The following is a 16,506-nucleotide window of genomic DNA, read 5'->3' as shown; positions in this document are numbered from 1 at the left end:
CTACGGCAGCGCCTTGATCCTGGCGATCAAACCCGATGTGCTGTGCTCCGGCAGGTAGTCGATGAGAATGACCTTGCCGCCGTAGGCTTGCACAGTAGCTTTCTCCGGCAGGGGCTTGCCGCGATAATCTCCCCCTTTGACGTAAATATCCGGCTGTAACGCGGTGAGGATGCTGTCGGCGGTGTCTTCCTCGAAGATGATCGCCGCGGTGACCGGGACGAGCGCCGCGAGCAAGCGGGCGCGTTCCTCCGCTGGGACAATCGGTCGCCCCGTCCCTTTGAGTTTCTCCGTGCCGGGGTCGCCGTTCACGCCGACGAACAGCGCATCGCCGAGCGCCCGCGCTTTTTCCAGATAATCCAGATGCCCCACATGCAGCAGATCAAAATGCCCGTTGGTGAAGACGAGCTTCTTACGCTGCGCGTGCAGCGCAATCCGCCGCCTGATCGCTTCATCCAGCGTGATGTGTTCCCCCACGCGGTTCACCCCCTGTGCCGTAGATATGTCTCAGCGAGTATAGCGTATCTGCATATAATCAGAGATGAGCAGGGATCAACCAAAGGCCGATAGCTATGAGCGCGCCCGCCGAATCGCATGTCTATATCTCGTACAACACCCGGGATTTACCCTTTGTCGAGAATCTCTATGATCGACTGAGTCAGGCTGGTCTCAATCCGTGGTTGGATCGACGCGCGTTGGTGGCGGGCGATAAGTGGCGCGAACGGATTACCGAAGCGGTCGCAACGGCCTATGCAGTGGTCGTGGTTCTGTCGCCCAATGCCGCGGCGTCCGAGTATGTGCGGGCGGATATCGACAACGCCCGAAAAGTCGGCTTGCGCATTATTCCCGTACTGATGGCCGATGTAGCGCCCGATGACAATCCGCTGGCAGATACACAGTGGTTGAATTTCCGCGATGCACAACATTATCCGTGGGACGATCTGATCAATTTGCTGGAGCGCGAACGCAGCAATCTTCAGCCGCGGATTGATCCTGATGCGGCTCGGAATGTGCTCAACGCGCCGCCGCCACAGGAGGCGCGCAAAAAAGCCGCGCCGCAGAGCAAGCGCGCGCCGCGCAAAGGCGGCGACCCGGTCGACGATGACGAAGAAGACGACGAGCAGCCTGTCGTGCAGGTGGCGGTGCAAAGCAACGCCCCGCCGAACAACCTTGATCCGTCTGACAGTGGCAAGCCGCCGCCACCAGACCCACCCGCGCCGACCTTTCCGCTCTTAGGATCGCTGCGCGGGGCGGGCAACGACCGCGTCTCCGATCAGGATCAGCTCGGGTTCAACAACTACGTCTACGCTTTCGCCGACTTGATCGAAGCGCGGGACACCACGCCGCCGCTCACGATTGGCATTTACGGCTCGTGGGGTTCCGGCAAGTAATTTCTGCTCAACAGCATTGTGCGCGAACTGGAGAAACCGAGCGCGGAACGGTTGAAAGAGCGCAAAACGGAGCGCGTGGTGCGCAAAGTCCGCGTGATCGAGTTCAACGCGTGGGAGTACAACGCGACCGAGGTGATCTGGGCGGGGCTGGTGCGCAAGATCATCGACAAACTGGAAGGCGATCTGCGCCTTGGCTCGCTGGAACGGCGGGCGCGCCGTGTGCGTTACAATTTCGGGCGGCACTGGCGGCAAACGCGCGGGCGCTTCTTCGGGCAGGTGCTGCTGATGTTCCTGCTGGCGGCGGCGCTGGTCATCGGGCGCAACTGGCTCACAGGCAGCGACATCGCATCGCTGAGCGAACTGCTCATCCCGATTGTCGGCGTGGGGAGTCTGCTGACCATCGCCAACAGCCTGCGCGAGGCGCTGACCAGCCCGGTCAGCCAGTGGCTGACGGCGCTGTTCGAAGAAGGCGACTATGGCCGCCAGATCGACTACATGGCGGATATCCGCGAAGACTTGCAGTTCCTCGAAAAGCGGCTCGGGCAGGCGCAGGAGCGCGTCCTGATCATCATCGATGATCTGGATCGCTGCGAGCCGACCAAAGCGGTCGAAGTCTTGCAGGCGATCAACCTGCTGCTCAACTTCAACCATTTCATCGTGATTCTCGGCATTGACGCGCGCATCATCACCGGGGCGATCAGCAAGTACTACGCGAATCTGCTGGAAGGGGCGGGCGCGTCCGGCTACGAATACCTCGACAAGATCATTCAGATTCCCTTCCGCATCCCGACGCCGAACCGGACGGAGATTCAAGACTTCCTGAGCAAGCAAATGGGCGATCCCAAAGCGCCCGTCACCGAGTCGCCGGAAGACCGCACGGCGGCGCTCAAACGGCTGCTGGACGAACAGACGGATCGTGTCGATATGGCAGCGAACGCCGCGCCAGACACCGAACCGGTCGCCGCGCCACCTGTGCGCACCCGCGCCGAAGCCGCCTTCGCCTACGACGAACTGCGCGCCTTCCAGCAAATCGCCGATGTGCTGCGCCCGAATCCGCGCCACCTGAAGCGATTGGTCAACGTGTACCGCCTCGTGCGCACGCTGGCCGATTATCGCAGCGCCAGCGTCATCCTCGACAACCCGGCGGCGACGATTCGCTGGTTGGTGCTGTCGGCGCAGTGGTCGTATACCAGCTATGTCATGCTGCGCTGTTACGACGATTGGTGCGAAAAGCCCGCGGGGCGCGCCGCGGTGGTCGAGGCGTGCGGCAGCAATGATCCGCTGTTGTGGCTGTACGGCAAGGTCAAGCCGGGGCTGGATCCCAAACGGCAGGCGCTGCTCGACGATGACCCGGATCTGCTCGAAGCGCTGCTCAACCTGCCGCAGGGGCGGGTGAGCTGGGATGAGCTGGATATCATCCGCCGCTATACCATCAATTTCAACCCGGCGGTAGAAGGCGAGTCGTTGAGCGCCAACAGCCAAATCAGCCTGCTGGAGTCGTGAATCTTTGCACAAATCGAATTGGGAGCGTTTGTAACATCCTGACAAAAGTCACTAGTTTTTAGGTTGTTGTCATGCATTGGCGGCCAAGTTAACAAAGAAAACGTTTTCAACGAACTTGTGTAATTTGCCGAGTAATGAGGATACCCTATACTAGTACTCATGACCCAATTTGTGCAACCTCTCTAGTTCATAATGCCTAGAAGGGCTTGTCATAAATGAGGATTCATGTTTCAATGGCGTTATAGATAAGTTTGAAAGGATGGCTGCCGTGTACGCCCAATCCACCATTATTCGGGTTCCTATGGGAATGATGCCTGAAATGCGGCGGCTGATCGAGCAAGATTATTTGCCCAATGTACAGCTGCGCCCCGGTTTTGTAGCCGCTTACTTGCTCGAACAGGAAGACGATGAAGACTACGCCGAATTGATCACGATGTGGGCTAGTCAAGCCGCCGCCGAAGAATTTGCCCAGACCGGCTCCCTGGAGGCCTCACCGAGAATGTTAGTTGCCTTGCTGCCAGGCACCCGCGTGCAGCGCCAGGGCTATCGCGTACGTGTGCACACCGAAGAACCGACGTACGCCCGAACCCGTTAACCGCATCGTTCAGCGCTAAAACAAAATCCCGGTCACTGCGACCGGGATTTTTTTATTGTCTAGGGGGTAGATGCGCCGCCGTCCACGTTAATCGCTTGCCCGGTGAGGAAGCTGGCGGCGTCGGAGCACAGGAAGAGGATCACGTTGGCGACTTCGTCCGCCGTGCCCGGGCGTCCCAACGCCGTTTCCGCTTGGGGGACATCGGCGTCGTCGAGGTTGGCCGGGCACACCGCATTGACGCGGATGCCGTGCGGCGCGAGTTCGCGGGCGGTCTGCTTGGTGAAACCGATCAAGCCGGATTTGCTGGCGACGTAAGCCGCGCCGAGCGGGATGGTGTTGGGATGCCCCGCCGCCGCCGCCACATTGACGATCACGCCGCCGCCTTCGGCGCTCATGACGCGGCTGAGGAGCTGCGTCAGGTAGAACGCGCCCGTCATGTTGACATTGACGATGCGTTCCCATTCCCACTCGTCGAGCTTGTCGAGCACGCCCGCCTTGTACACGCCCGCCGCATTGATCAGCAGGTCGATGCGCCCGAATTCGTCGCGCGCTCGCTCGATCATCGCGCTGACCTGAAAGCGGTTGGTGACGTCGGCTTGCCACGCGAGCGCCCGGCCACCTGCCGCGGTGATCGCTTCCGCGACCGTATCCGCGCGATCGGGGTTGAGGTCATTGACGAGAACGGCTGCGCCCGCCCGCGCTAATGCGAGCGCCGCGGCCCGTCCTACACCCTCACCCGCGCCCGTGACGAGCGCGGTTTGTCCGCTTAAACTGACTTGGAAGGGAGCCGCAGGTCGTAGAGCCAACTGCCGATCACCTTTCGGGCATGGGCGTGCAGCGCGATGCCATTGGACATGAGCAAACGGTCTGCACCTTGAATGCGCCGATAGGTCGCCCCGTGCCGGTAAGTGGCATTATGCGCGTGGGCGGCGGCTTCACCGTAGATCGCGGCGGGGTTCCAATCATCTTCGCCCATCAGAATGAGCGTACGCGCGTCGACGGCGAGGACTTCATCGGGATCCAGCATGTTGGCGACGAGGATCGCGCCGAAAGGATGCTGATGCCGGGCAAAGAGGCCAAAGGAACTGCCGAGGAGGGCACTGCCTGCACCAACGGCGAGGATCACGGCTTGGCGAGGATTCACGGAAGGCTGCGCCAGCGCGACTTCGTAGGCATTCACAGCGTCCTGCGTCGTCGAACCGCGCCCGCCGCCACCGCTCCGACCTGTGCCCCGTTTGTCCCACCGAAAGACGGCGAAACCTTGATCAAGCGCAACCTGGGCATAGTCGACGTAGTCTTCGCGAGTATTGCAGCACGCGTGATGCAGCACGAACACAAGCGGATAACCGCTGGTCGGCCGTTTCGCCATGGGGTAATCGATTTGACCCCCAAGCGTCACTTCATCACCCGCAAAGACAACTTCTTTGCTAGCACTTACGTGCAGCGCGGCAGTGGACATTGGGTTTGATGCCATTGTGTTTCACTCATCCTAAACACGAACGAACATCAAGCAACAACTTTTACAACAGTGGAATTTTTAGGAATTATTCAGCCCATTCATTATAACGCAAACTTTTAAAGAAGAAACAGACGAAAGATAGGGCAAAATACCCAAAACTCTGAAACCCAAATTCGGTCGATCTCCCGTGCCTGCTTGACAGCGTAGAACGCTAGTGCTACTCTGAGTGAAGGTTGGGAAATATTAACGTTGAGGTTGGGATAAATTGTCCCTCGAATTTAATCAGGTTGTGGAGCAAGTGCAGACGATGGGGCGCTATTTAGCGCACCGTGCCAACGACGCCGGGACGAAACTGGAACGCGCGCTCGAATGGTTTTATGCTGCGACCGACCTCGACGCCGTACATGACCGCATCAAGCTGGTGCGCGAATCGAGCGTGAGCGGCTATCGCGGCGCCGCGCCGCTCCCCCGCCCCTACGACGAGATCATCTGCGGGGTGGGTGATCGTCCCGCCGCGCCGGAACTGGCGATTGTCACCGCCAGCGATGGCTCGCAGATCTACCCGGATCCGCACAGCTTCGCGCAGTACTACCTGATCAACGTCAGCTCGTTTGTGTACTACTACGGCGAAACGCGCGTGCCGCTGCAAGCGACTAAACCGAATTTGTACTATAGTGAAAACGATACCTTAGATCGGGATGGTCGCCTCGTCACCAACCAGACGGTCAATGCGCGCCGGTCGTTGATGGAAGTCCAGCGCCTCGCCGAACTGGCGTGGGAACTGCGCAGCGAAGGCGTGCCGCTGGTCGCCATGCATGATGGCGGCCTGCTCAAGTTTTTCGGCGGGACAGAAGTCGCGGGCGCACATGAAATCGAGCGCGATTATATGAAGGCGTTGGAAAAGCTGCATGACGCGGGCGCGCTGCTGATCGGTTACCTCGACGTGCCGCGCAGCAAGTACCTCGTTAGCTTGCTCCACCTGTTAAACCTCGCGCCGGAACAGGTCAACGACGCGAATCTCAAGACCAACGGCGAAATCGAAGGGCTGACCGACGACCAGATCTACAGCCTTGTACTGCAATCCGGTGAACGGTCGGCGCTCATGGTGCAGAATTCACCGCAAAACCGAGAGTACAAGGATCGCGGCGCGCAGTATGAGATCGCCTCGTTTTACCTGAACGTCTCGCACACGGCCACGCGGTCGAGCATCGCGCGCATTGATGTGCCGATGTGGGTCGCGCAGAACAAAGGCGCGGTCGCCGCCATCCACGCGCTGATCATGGAGCAGTGCGCGATTCAAGGGCGGCGGCATTACCCGTATGCGCTGACGCGCGCCGACGAACTGGCGTATGTCAGCAGCGTCGAAAAGAGCCAGCTTGACGAGCTGATCCGCGTGGCGATGCGCCGGGCGGACCTCGAACCGGAAGAATCGAATAAATTGCAAACCAAGGGGTTGGCGCGTAGTCACAAGCGCCAGCACCGCTTGAAAGTCTAGAGAAGGAAACTGTGGTTATGGCACTTGCTCGGGAAGAAAACCGAAACGTCGTCGGGCGTGTTTTGCGCGCCAGCACCACCGGCTTTGACTGCGGGACGCGCGGCAGCCGAATCGATGAGCGGCATACGTTTGGCTCGTTCGTCAAAGTGCCGCTGTCCGATGATCAGGCGCTGTGTGCCATCGGTTTGATCTACGCCATCCGCATTGACGACGATCCGCTGGCGCGGGAACTGGTCATGGCGAGCTATGTGGACAACAACACGCTCATCGACCAGCGCGAAAATCGCCTCGTCCCGGTCGAAATCTGCGCGATCAGCATCGGTTTCATCGAACGCGGCTCGATGTATCAAAGTCTGCCGCCGCGCCCGCCGATGAGCCTGTGCGAAGTCGAGCTGATGAGTGCGGATGAGGTGTATGTGTTCACGCGGCGCTTCGACTATTTCCGGCTCGTGCTCAACGCCAAAGAAGTCCCGTCGGACGAACTGCTGGCGGCGGCGCTGCGCTATGCGTCCTTCGCCTACCCGGAAAACGAGCGCTACGAGTTTCTAGTGCGCTCCGGTCGGCGGCTGGCGGAACTGCTCTCCCATGACCTGAAGCGCCTGTCGCACGTGCTGGCGCTCATCAAACCGTAACGCTCTTTTTTTTCGCGCGAAGTCTTCGGACTTCGCTTTAAAATCGATCTTTAGTAGAACATTTGTTTTCTTTCTTAGCTCTGTACGATCTCAAACAGAACGTACCAACCCCCTAGCAAATACAACCAAATCAGTGTGAGATACGAGAGCAAGAGCGCCCCAAAGATCAGCTTGCCCTGCCATGAGGCGCGCCCGGTCTCGCGGTTTTTGCGGATCGTATTGGCGACGCTTTTGCCGAGCAGATAAGCGCCGCCGACGACGACCACCGCGCCGATGATGAGCTGCGCGCCCGCGGCTAGACCACCCGCGATCACGATGGCGAGGCTGACGGCCAGCCCGGTCCCCACGCCGCCGCTGATGCCGCTGGTGCGTCCCAGCGCCGCCACGACCGCCACGCCGCGCGCGATCACCCCCGCGGAGATGATGAACAGGCTCACGAGCAGGCGGTCGGTGACGGCGAGCACAATCGGCAGCGCGATCACGAAGGCGACGAAGCCCGCCAGCAGATTTTCCCGACTGCTCTCCACAGCGCCGATCCACCCCGTAATCGCCCAACCGATGAGGATCACGGCGACGATCACCCACCACCACCAGGCGGCGTTCGGCACGGTGCCCAGCGCATGGCCGAGCGCCGCGATGAACAGCGGCAGCCACGTCAGCGTGCTGGCTAACCACGCGCCCACGGCGCTGCGTTTGCCTTCGTGCGCACGCTGTTCGTAGGCGATAAACGCTTGCGGATGAAGAAATAACCAGATCAACAACCGCGCTTGATCGAGCGGATTCCACGAAATTAGACGCTGCATATCCCACCATATAAACAGTCAATCGTCTATTGTTACCACACGCGTAACAGAGTCTTCCAGACTTCCGGCGCTGCGCTCATGCAACCCTTAGTGACAGCCTCCATGTGCGCTGATCTGTGCGCTATAATGAGCGCGCAGGTTGGGCGGCGTGCGGCGCCCATCAACGAAACTGAGGACGTATGCGGAATCGAAGTCTCTGGATCGCGGGCATCATCGTCGCCTCCGTGATCCTTGTCATTGTGATCACACTGGCGTTGACCCCCAGCAACACGCATCCGGCGTTCGCGGCGGCGACCGCCTTTATGAACGCGGCGGGCAGCGGCGACGACGCCACTGCCGAAAGTTATCTTTCCCCGGCGCTCTTGGCCTACGTGGCGGCGAACTGCCCGAATGGCAGTGTGTCGGCGTGTATTGCCAGCTATACGCCGTCCGAGTGGGGCAAGCTGATCAAGGCGGTCTTTCGCCGCGCCACCCCTGATGGGAACAGCGCGTGGGATGTCGACTTAATCGCGACGTACGAGTTTGGCACGGGCTTCAGCGGCGTGTGCAGCTATTACCGCGTGGAGCAGGAGTCCGCCGACGTGTGGAAGGTGGTCGCGTGGGCGGGGTTCGTCCACTGCGGCGACGAGGCGTCGCGCACTATGGCGACCAATCCCGACACCCCCAATCGCGCCCCATGAATCAAGCAAACTGCCTAACGCAAAGGCGCAAAGACACAAAGGCGCAAAGGAGTTCTTATCAGATTATCTTCTTGGCGTCTTTCCGTCTTGGCGTCTTTGCGTTGAGTCTTGTTCTTTTTGCCTGCGTGCCGAGCGAAATGCCGGAGGTGCTGCGGCAGACGCCGGGCGCGGCGGTGGTGGTCGACGGCGACCGCTACACGAATGCTGCCTTCAGCGCGCTCATTCCCGCAGGCTGGCGGGCGATTAATGCGCCTGCCGAGGCCGCCCCTGCCGTCACGTTCGCCGCGCCGGATGGCTGCGCGTTGATCCATCTCGCGACTCTCCCCGCCGACCCGCCGACCGCGCCCAACTGTGATCAGCCGACGCAAACGCTGTCACGCGCCATCCCAGTGAACGACCAGATCGTCTATGTGGCGGGGAGCGCCCCGACCAGCACGTGGGACACCTTCACCGCACAGCTTGAAGCCGTGGTCGCGTCGCTGCGCTGATGGCGGCAACAGTTCGCTAACTGCTCTGTCCGGCAATTGATTGCAGAAAAGGAGCTTTCTGGGCGCGGCGACCATTCGTAGCACTAACACACCGGCAGTATCCGCTTGACAAGTGCCCGGTAGAGTCGGGGACGTGGTTTACTCAAGGGGAAGGATTCACATGAAGCGAGTACTTCTGCTCAGTCTGTTTGTGCTGCTGGCCAGCGCCGTGACGGTCTCCGCACAGTCGATCAGCGACGGGATGCTGCTGCACGACGGCTACGAGCGCACCTACCTTGTGTATGTGCCCGCCAGCTATGACGGGACGGAGCCCGTGCCGTTGGTGATCGCGCTGCATGGGGGCGGTGGCTTTGCGGAGAATATGGCGCGCACCACCGATTTCAATGTGGCGGCGGATGAGCACGGGTTCATCGTCGCTTACCCGAACGGCGTGGGCAATGGCTGGAACGATGGGCGCACGGCGATCTTGCAGATTGCCATCCGTCAGCGCGTGGACGATGTCGGCTTTCTCACCGCGCTCATCGACGAATTGAAAGTGCAGTACCGCATAGACCGCGTGTACATGACCGGGATATCCAACGGCGGCATGATGACGTTTCGCTATGCGTGCGCAATGGCGGATCAGCTCGCCGGGTTCATGACCGTCGTCGCCAATCTGCCCGATCCGATCTACAACGCGTGCGCGCCAAGCCAACCGATTCCCGCTGTCATGGTTTTTGGCGAAGCCGATCCGCTCATGCCGTTTGCGGGCGGCATTGTTGGCGCAGGCGCGCGGCGCGGCGACTATGGGACGGTCGTCTCCGCCGAGGACACGATCAGCGTGTGGACGGCGGCCAATGGCTGCGCGGACGCCAGTGAGCGCAGCGCGCTACCCGATAGTGTGGACGACGACGCACAGGTCACGCTGACGACGTATGCCGACTGCGCCGCGCCCGTGCAGGTCTACCGAATCGCCAATGGCGGTCACGGGTGGCCGGGCGACACCTCGCTGCGTCTGCGGTTGACCAACAACGGGATCGTCACGCAGGATATCAGCGCGACGGAACTCTTTATCGAGGCTTTCGGTTTATGACGCTATAGTAGGCGCAGACTGATACACGCCCGGAGTTGCCCATGCGCCGCCATCTGCTCGTCATCCTGCTCATCGCCTTAATCGCCCGCGCCGTGCTGCTGGCAAGCAACACCGTCTCGTTCCACTCGGATGAGGCGGTTGTCGCGTTGATGGCGCGGCACATTTTGCAGGGCGAGCGCCCGGTCTTCTTCTATGGGCAGGCGTACATGGGGAGCCTCGACGCGTGGTTGGTGGCGATCGGCTTCCAACTACTCGGCGAGTCGGTGCTGACGATTCGCCTCGTGCAGGCGTTCCTCTATCTGCTGATCGTCGCGACGGGCTATCTGTTCGCGTGGCGGGTTTCGGGCAAGCCGATCATCGCCGCCGTGACGGGCTTGATCCTCGCGCTGCCGCCCGTGCTGTTCGCGCTGTATACCACCGCCACGCTCGGTGGCTACAATGAGATGCTGTTGTGCGGCAACCTCGTGCTGCTGTTCGGCTATGAGGTGGCGGGCGCGCACCGCCGCTCGTGGTGGCGCTGGGCGGCGCTTGGACTGGCGGCGGGCATTGGTTGGTGGGCGAACGGGCTGATCATCGCCTTTGCGCTGCCCGTCGGCCTATTCATCCTCTGGCAGTTTGTGCGTAACCTGACCCCACCCCCAGCCCCTCCCCGAATTCAGGGAGGGGAGCAAACAGAGTCGCCGAGCCTCCCTCTCCCCCGCTGGCGTGGGATAAGGGTAGGGGGCGAGGGGGTGGGGCTCCTGTTGGGGATTCTCATCGCCGCCACGTTCTTCGTGATTGGCAGCGCGGCGTGGTGGGGGTTCAACTTCGCCAATGATTTCGCGCCGCTGCGCTTCTATCTGGTTGGTGGTGAGCGCGGAGAGTTCGCTGGGACCGATATCCCGCCGCTGCCGTTTCCCGAGCGCATCCTCGGCTTGATCTTTCTCGGCTTGCCCGCTGTGTTCGGGCTGCGCTTTCCGTGGTCACCCGTGTATGTGCTGCCTGTGCTCGGCGTCGGCGTGCTGCTGATCTATCTGCTGGCGATTGTGCGGTTGGCACGTGCGCCGCAATCGTTGCGGTCTGAACCTGACGCCCCAACCCCCTTAATTGCTTCTGTAGGGGCGGGACAAGCCCCGCCCACGGTCGAGGCAAGCCTCGCCTCTACTCAGAAAAGGGAGGTTCCTGACGCCCGCCCGCTCGTCCTCGGCATGATCGGTCTGTTCTGCGTGCTGTTCGTGGCGTCGCGCTTCAGCATCGACCCGACCGGGCGCTACTTCCTCCCGGTGATCCTGCCGCTGGCGGTCGTGCTCGGCACGCTGATCGACGGGCTGTGGGGGCGTCGTCGCGTTGTGGCGGTTGCGCTGATCACCGTGGTGCTCGGCTACAACCTGATCGGACAGGTGACGGCTGCCTCCAACAATCCGCCCGGCTTCACGACGCAGTTCAACCTCGACACGCACATTCCCAACACATGGGATGCTGAACTAATCGCGTTCCTCGACGAGCATGAGCTGTATCACGGCTACACGAATTACTGGGTGTCGTTCCGGTTGGCGTTCCTGAGCGGGGATCGGATGCAGTACAGCGCCGCGCTCTCCTATAAGCCCGATCTGAGCTACACGCCTGCCGATGATCGCTACTTGCCATACGTGCAAGCGACGGAGGCCGCCGACCGCATCGCCTACATCACGGCAAACGTGGCCGAGGTCAAAGCTTGGCTGGAGGCGCAGTTCGCCGCACGCGGTGTGACGTATCAGTCCGCGCAGGTGGGCGTTTACCACATCTACTATGATTTCACGCCGGAAGCGCCGCGCCCGCCGTTCGATTAGGCGCGCAGCAGGTCGTGGATCGGGATCAGCGGCGTCGGCTCGTGATCGTCAGGCTGGAGGCGCAAGCCCATCCACCCGGTATCGTGCCACTGACCGAACTTGTACCCGACCTTGGGGTAGACGCCGATCATAGTGAAGCCGAGCGCGCTGTGTACGCCGACGCTCGCCGCATTGGGCAGGGTGATGCCGGCGAAGGCGTTGCAAAAGCCCTGCCGCCTGAGCAGGTCGAATAATTCGCTGTACAGCGCCCGCCCGATGCCCTTGCGGTGCTGATCGCCGCGCACGTAGACGGAGACGTCCGTCGACCACTGGTAGGCGGAACGGTCGCGATGTTTGCCCGCGTAGGCATAGCCGAGCACCGCGCCGTCCTGCTCATAGACCAGCCACGGGTGCATGTCCAGCGTTTTGAGGATGCGTTCGCGCATCGTGTCGACGCTCGGCACCTCGACCTCAAACGAGATCACGGTGTCGGTGACATAAGGCGCGTAAATCGCTTGCAGGGCAGGGGCGTCAGCCGCTGGATCGACGAGACGGATCGGCATGGAAACAGCTCCCAAACAGGTAAATTGACCCGTATTATTCTAGGACAACCCCTCGGCGTGTGCCTTGTTCAGTTTTCACCAATAAATGATCGGGAGCTTTGTTCATGCGAATCGGAGGGGCGCACCTGTGTGTGCGCCCGTTGTGGGCAGACACATAGGTCTGCCCCTACACTCGGATTTTCGGAAAGCTGATCTAGCTGTTGGCCTGACCCGCCAGATATGGCGAACCGACGGCGAGGTAGCTGTAACCGCGCGCGACCAGCTCGTTGTAATCGGGGATCATCCGGCGGCCGTCCATGATCAGGTACGGCGCTTGCACGCACTGTTCGATGGTGCGCGACAGCCCGCGGAATTCTTCCCAGTCGGTCGAGATGAACAGCATATCGCTGCCGGCCAGCGCTTCCCGTGCCGAGTCGTGATACGTGATCTTCTCGAACAGGTGGTTGTTTTCCGGGTTGAAGAACTTGCGCGCTTCCGCCAGCGCCAGCGGGTCGTACGCGCGAATTTCCTTCACGCCGCGCGCCAGCAGGGCTTCGACCACCTTGAGCGACGACGAATCGCGCATGTCATTCGTGCGCTGCTTGAACGACAGGCCGAGCAGGGCAACTGTTTTGTGGTTGAACTTCGCGCCCGCTTCGTTCACAGCGCGGTCGACCAGATAGGTCTTCTGGTATTCGTTGATGTGGTAGACCGATTGCAGTAGATCCGCTTGCTGGCCCGCCGTCTTGAGCTGGTAGATCAGCGACTGGATGTCCTTGCCGAAGCACGAGCCGCCCGCGCCGTTCGACACGTACGAGCCCCACGTGCTGATGCGCCCGTCGGCGGTCACGCCGCGCTTGAGGTCTTCCATCCGCACGTTCTCGAAGGTTTCACCGAGGCGCGCGCCGACACCGTTCCAGAAGGAGATGTAGGTCAGCAGCAGCGTGTTCGCCACATACTTGATCGCTTCGGCAGTTTCCGGCGTCGTCTCGATGTAGCGGATGCGCACATGGTTGACGAACTGCGAATAGATGCGCCGCACGATCGAGAAATCGTCGGGCGTGTCCGCGCCGATGACCACGCGATCCGGCTTGCGCGACTTCTCCACGGCGTCACCTTCCGGCAGGAATTCCGGGTTGGAGGCGATGCCTGCATTCGGCACGTTGTGCTGCTTGAGGATCGCTTCCAGCTTGCGTCCGGTGCCAATCGGCACCGTGCTCTTGTTGATGAGCACGACGCGCCGCTGATCGGTGCGCTTGGCGAGCAGAGAAGCGATGTGACTCAGAGCGTTGAAGTAGAAGCTCAGGTCGGACGAACCGTCAATGCGCGGAGGCGTAGGCAGACACAGGAAAATCGCGTCTGTTCCTTCGATGATGGATTCGATGTCCGTGGTGAAGAACAGGTAGCGATTCATCGTTTCTTCGATGATCTGCGGCAGTCCCGGTTCATTCACGTAATGATTGATGCGCTCGTGATCGCCCGACTGATACGCCTCGATGCGTGTCTGGTCGATATCATAGGCATATACTTCGTGACCATATTCGGCTGTGGTAGCCGCATGGGTCAACCCGACGAATCCCGTTCCGACGACAATGATTTTCATAGACCGCCTTCTTATGATGACTTTCGATAGTGTATCAATAACACCTGAAAGAACTATCGTTTGCCTAAAGTGGAAGAACGACTGTCACTTTTAGCTGCTTAAACTCTACACCTACTTTAGCATCATGTGGGCAATTTCACGTCCCATTCTGACTGCGTAATTGGTACCGCGATCCCACGGATACACCTGACTCATGCTGCCCCAGAAGACGCCCGGCAGCGGTGTTTGCAGCGCGGGGATATCCTCACTGTGATTGATGTAAGGGACGGGCTGCGCGTAGGGCGCGCGGAACACCCATGCCTTGCGAATCCAGTCCTTGCTGAACGATGGGTTGATCGTCGGCAGCGCCGCGGTGAACCGCTCGACCACTTCCTCATCGGTCAGGCGGAAGTATTCGTGATTGGCGGGGACATAATCGCCCAGATAGAGCAGGTGATCGCCGCCGTAGTTCGCTTTGTCCATCCAGTTGGTGTGCTCGACCAGCGCGAGGAACGGGAAGCGGCTCTTTTCTTGTCCGGGCTGTTGGCGGGCAGGTTGAGCCAGTAGGTGCCATCGGTCAGTAACTGCTGTTTGGTCGCCAGAATGACGCACAGCGCGCCGATACTGCTCAGGTTGGCCGCCTGATCGCCATAGTTGGTGTTCGCCAGCGCGGGCGCCATTTTCAGCAGCAGCTTGGGCGAGGTCGTGGTCAGCACACGATCAAAGCTGTGTTGTTCGCCCTTGATGGTGAGCGTAGGCTGCATGTTCACCAATTCGATCTTCTCGACGGGCGTATTCAGACATATCTTTGCACCCCGGTCGGTGATCGCCTTGGCCATCGTATCGAGGAACGCTTGAAAGCCGCCCGTGAAGATGCCAAGGCGCAGCGTGCGCGTCTTGACGCGCGCCCACATCCACGCCATGTTGACCTTGTCGTACTGTTCGCCGAACTTGCCGATCAGCAACGGGCGGAAGAACTTGCCGTAGGCTTCTTCACCCATGAAGCGCAGGAAGAAGGCGTCGGCGGTGACGCGTTCCAGTGGCTTCCAAAACGGGAACAGCTTGACGAACGCTCCGACCGCGCCAAAGCGCAGCTTGGCGATCAGCGAGAGCGGCAGGAACAGCGCCGACGGGGAAATCTCCGAGCGCAGGATTTTGCCGTCAATCCAGAAGCTGGTTTTGGGGCGTGGGAAGAGGATCTGGTCGCGGACGCCCATCTCTTCGGCGAGCTTGAGCACGTCGATATCGGACTGAAACCAGTGGTGGTAGAACTTCTCCAGCGACCACGCCCAGTGGTCGTCGCGGAAGCCGCCCGCCAGCCCACCGACCGCGCTTTCGGCTTCGTAGATCGTCACTTCATGCCCGGCGCGGACGAGATCCCACGCCGCGGCCATGCCCGTCACACCCGCACCAATGATTGCGATTTTCATGCCTATATCCTTAAGATGCCGCCGCCGCTTCTTTTTCGAGATCGCTCGCGTGGGTGATGGCGCCCCAACCGAGGCCGCGCCGCGCGAGGAAGATGAACCCGGCGACCGTCACGGGCAGCCAGATCACCAGATGGATGGTCACGGCGAAGGCGCTGGCCTGGGGTTCGGCGATACCAATCGTCGTCAGTACGAGGATGCAGAAGAATTCGAAGACGCCGAATTGACCGGGCGATGCCGGGATCAGGCTGGCGAGGTTAACGATGCCGAGCGTGAGCAGCATGGTCGGATAGTCAACGCCGAGGTTGAACGCCTGCGACACGATCCAGTAGGTCGACGCTTCGAGCATCCAACTGCCGTATGAGAAGACGACGCTCTTGAGCAAATCGGCGGGGGAGCGCAGGCAACCGAGCGCAGCGATGATATCTTCGCCGAGATGTTCGATCAGTTGGCTAAGTTTTCCCGGCAGAATGCGCGTCACGATCCGGATCATCGCGCGCAGCAGTTCCGGGCGCAGCGCCACGACGAAGAACGTTGCCGTCACGAGGACGAAGGCCGGAGCGAGGATATTGACGGCCGTCCGCACGCGCTCGTCAGGGACTTCCACGAACAGCAGGCCGATGACGACGAATGTCACCATCACCACGCCGTCGAAGAGGCGTTCCAGCAGCACGATCATGGCGTTGCGGGCAATCGGAATGTTGCGGGAACGACTGAGCAGCGCGACACGCAGCGCTTCGCCGGCGCGCATGGGATAAACGTTGTTGCCCATGTAGGTAATGCACACGAGCTGGAACAGTTCGCGGATCGGGACGGAGCGCACCGAGCGCAGCAGCGACTGCCAGCGCAGCGAAATCACGAACACGCCGGTGAAATACCACACGCACCCGATCAGGATCGGGAGGGGGTTCGCGGCTTGAAGCTGCGTCCACACTGCGGCGGGATTCAACCCGTTAAACGCGATCAGGAGGAAAATTGCGCTGACCGCAATCCCGATTACGGTAATCAGCCGTTGGCGTCCAGACATGCCGATCCTTTTGCTGTCAAATCCAG

At 60.7% G+C, this 16,506-nt stretch carries 16 protein-coding genes and 1 pseudogene; 8 read left to right on the top strand and 9 right to left on the bottom strand.

Annotated elements, in window-relative coordinates; genetic code table 11:
* Complete coding sequence (locus IPK17_RS10525; protein WP_343417648.1) at positions 1–474, bottom strand: adenylyltransferase/cytidyltransferase family protein; 474 nt, start codon at positions 472–474, stop codon at positions 1–3.
* A 95-nt stretch (positions 475–569) separates the two neighbouring features.
* On the opposite strand from IPK17_RS10525, the pseudogene IPK17_RS10520 reads away from it, so the two are divergent.
* Positions 570–2,891: pseudogene (locus IPK17_RS10520) on the top strand (P-loop NTPase fold protein).
* 268 nt (positions 2,892–3,159) lie between these two features.
* The gene (locus IPK17_RS10515; protein WP_343417647.1) at positions 3,160–3,486 is read left to right on the top strand and encodes a hypothetical protein; all 327 of its coding nucleotides are present in this window, start codon (positions 3,160–3,162) and stop codon (positions 3,484–3,486) included.
* A gap of 59 nt (positions 3,487–3,545) precedes the next feature.
* Here IPK17_RS10515 and IPK17_RS10510 read toward each other — a convergent pair whose 3' ends face one another.
* Entirely contained in the window at positions 3,546–4,292 is a 747-nt protein-coding gene (locus IPK17_RS10510) for an SDR family NAD(P)-dependent oxidoreductase (RefSeq protein WP_343417646.1), read from the bottom strand.
* Positions 4,253–4,960, bottom strand: a complete 708-nt coding sequence (locus IPK17_RS10505) for an alpha/beta hydrolase family protein (protein WP_343417645.1) — start codon at positions 4,958–4,960, stop codon at positions 4,253–4,255. Before IPK17_RS10505 ends, IPK17_RS10510 begins: the two co-directional genes overlap by 40 nt.
* A gap of 250 nt (positions 4,961–5,210) precedes the next feature.
* Between IPK17_RS10505 and IPK17_RS10500 the strand changes: the two genes are divergently transcribed.
* Together IPK17_RS10500 and IPK17_RS10495 are read left to right on the top strand one after the other, a co-directional pair.
* Positions 5,211–6,440, top strand: a complete 1,230-nt coding sequence (locus IPK17_RS10500) for a DNA double-strand break repair nuclease NurA (RefSeq protein ID WP_343417644.1) — start codon at positions 5,211–5,213, stop codon at positions 6,438–6,440.
* A gap of 17 nt (positions 6,441–6,457) precedes the next feature.
* Positions 6,458–7,072 (top strand): hypothetical protein, encoded by a 615-nt coding sequence (locus tag IPK17_RS10495; protein WP_343417643.1) that lies wholly within the window; start codon positions 6,458–6,460, stop codon positions 7,070–7,072.
* A 74-nt stretch (positions 7,073–7,146) separates the two neighbouring features.
* On the opposite strand, the gene IPK17_RS10490 is transcribed toward IPK17_RS10495, so the two are convergent.
* Complete coding sequence (locus IPK17_RS10490; protein ID WP_343417642.1) at positions 7,147–7,875, bottom strand: hypothetical protein; 729 nt, start codon at positions 7,873–7,875, stop codon at positions 7,147–7,149.
* 179 nt (positions 7,876–8,054) lie between these two features.
* Between IPK17_RS10490 and IPK17_RS10485 the strand changes: the two genes are divergently transcribed.
* The 4 genes from IPK17_RS10485 to IPK17_RS10470 all read left to right on the top strand — a co-directional run bounded on the left by IPK17_RS10485 (position 8,055) and on the right by IPK17_RS10470 (position 11,923).
* Positions 8,055–8,555, top strand: a complete 501-nt coding sequence (locus IPK17_RS10485) for a hypothetical protein (protein WP_343417641.1) — start codon at positions 8,055–8,057, stop codon at positions 8,553–8,555.
* Positions 8,556–8,656: 101 nt separating this feature from the next.
* The gene (locus IPK17_RS10480) at positions 8,657–9,043 is read left to right on the top strand and encodes a hypothetical protein (protein WP_343417640.1); all 387 of its coding nucleotides are present in this window, start codon (positions 8,657–8,659) and stop codon (positions 9,041–9,043) included.
* Positions 9,044–9,203: 160 nt separating this feature from the next.
* Complete coding sequence (locus IPK17_RS10475) at positions 9,204–10,115, top strand: CE1 family esterase (RefSeq protein WP_343417639.1); 912 nt, start codon at positions 9,204–9,206, stop codon at positions 10,113–10,115.
* Positions 10,116–10,156: 41 nt separating this feature from the next.
* Positions 10,157–11,923, top strand: coding sequence for an ArnT family glycosyltransferase (locus tag IPK17_RS10470; RefSeq protein ID WP_343417638.1), 1,767 nt, complete (start codon positions 10,157–10,159; stop codon positions 11,921–11,923).
* On the opposite strand, the gene IPK17_RS10465 is transcribed toward IPK17_RS10470, so the two are convergent.
* From IPK17_RS10465 to IPK17_RS10445, 5 genes are all read right to left on the bottom strand, one after another.
* Complete coding sequence (locus tag IPK17_RS10465; RefSeq protein WP_343417637.1) at positions 11,920–12,465, bottom strand: arsinothricin resistance N-acetyltransferase ArsN1 family B; 546 nt, start codon at positions 12,463–12,465, stop codon at positions 11,920–11,922. The genes IPK17_RS10470 and IPK17_RS10465 overlap by 4 nt on opposite strands.
* A 193-nt stretch (positions 12,466–12,658) precedes the next feature.
* Entirely contained in the window at positions 12,659–14,047 is a 1,389-nt protein-coding gene (locus IPK17_RS10460) for a UDP-glucose dehydrogenase family protein (protein WP_343417636.1), read from the bottom strand.
* 111 nt (positions 14,048–14,158) lie between these two features.
* Positions 14,159–14,509, bottom strand: a complete 351-nt coding sequence (locus IPK17_RS10455) for an FAD-dependent oxidoreductase (protein WP_343417635.1) — start codon at positions 14,507–14,509, stop codon at positions 14,159–14,161.
* Positions 14,428–15,456, bottom strand: coding sequence for an FAD-dependent oxidoreductase (locus IPK17_RS10450; protein WP_343417634.1), 1,029 nt, complete (start codon positions 15,454–15,456; stop codon positions 14,428–14,430). The genes IPK17_RS10455 and IPK17_RS10450 overlap by 82 nt, the downstream gene beginning before the upstream one ends.
* 10 nt (positions 15,457–15,466) lie before the next feature.
* A complete protein-coding gene (locus tag IPK17_RS10445) occupies positions 15,467–16,480 on the bottom strand; it encodes a lysylphosphatidylglycerol synthase transmembrane domain-containing protein (RefSeq protein WP_343417633.1) in 1,014 nt (337 codons plus the stop codon).
* Positions 16,481–16,506 lie beyond the last annotated feature (26 nt).

Source organism: Candidatus Flexifilum breve (genome assembly GCF_016713355.1).
The sequence above is the reverse complement of the archived record's forward strand: the minus strand, read 5'-3'. Positions and strand labels throughout refer to the sequence as shown.

Coding starts and splice junctions, on each gene's coding strand:
- IPK17_RS10495 (WP_343417643.1), top strand. CDS start 6,458: ATGGCACTTGCTCGGGAAGAAAACCGAAACGTCGTCGGGCGTGTTTTG.
- IPK17_RS10475 (WP_343417639.1), top strand. CDS start 9,204: ATGAAGCGAGTACTTCTGCTCAGTCTGTTTGTGCTGCTGGCCAGCGCC.
- IPK17_RS10470 (WP_343417638.1), top strand. CDS start 10,157: ATGCGCCGCCATCTGCTCGTCATCCTGCTCATCGCCTTAATCGCCCGC.
- IPK17_RS10455 (WP_343417635.1), bottom strand. CDS start 14,509: ATGGACAAAGCGAACTACGGCGGCGATCACCTGCTCTATCTGGGCGAT.
- IPK17_RS10445 (WP_343417633.1), bottom strand. CDS start 16,480: ATGTCTGGACGCCAACGGCTGATTACCGTAATCGGGATTGCGGTCAGC.
- IPK17_RS10465 (WP_343417637.1), bottom strand. CDS start 12,465: ATGCCGATCCGTCTCGTCGATCCAGCGGCTGACGCCCCTGCCCTGCAA.
- IPK17_RS10450 (WP_343417634.1), bottom strand. CDS start 15,456: ATGAAAATCGCAATCATTGGTGCGGGTGTGACGGGCATGGCCGCGGCG.
- IPK17_RS10460 (WP_343417636.1), bottom strand. CDS start 14,047: ATGAAAATCATTGTCGTCGGAACGGGATTCGTCGGGTTGACCCATGCG.
- IPK17_RS10505 (WP_343417645.1), bottom strand. CDS start 4,960: ATGGCATCAAACCCAATGTCCACTGCCGCGCTGCACGTAAGTGCTAGC.
- IPK17_RS10485 (WP_343417641.1), top strand. CDS start 8,055: ATGCGGAATCGAAGTCTCTGGATCGCGGGCATCATCGTCGCCTCCGTG.
- IPK17_RS10490 (WP_343417642.1), bottom strand. CDS start 7,875: ATGCAGCGTCTAATTTCGTGGAATCCGCTCGATCAAGCGCGGTTGTTG.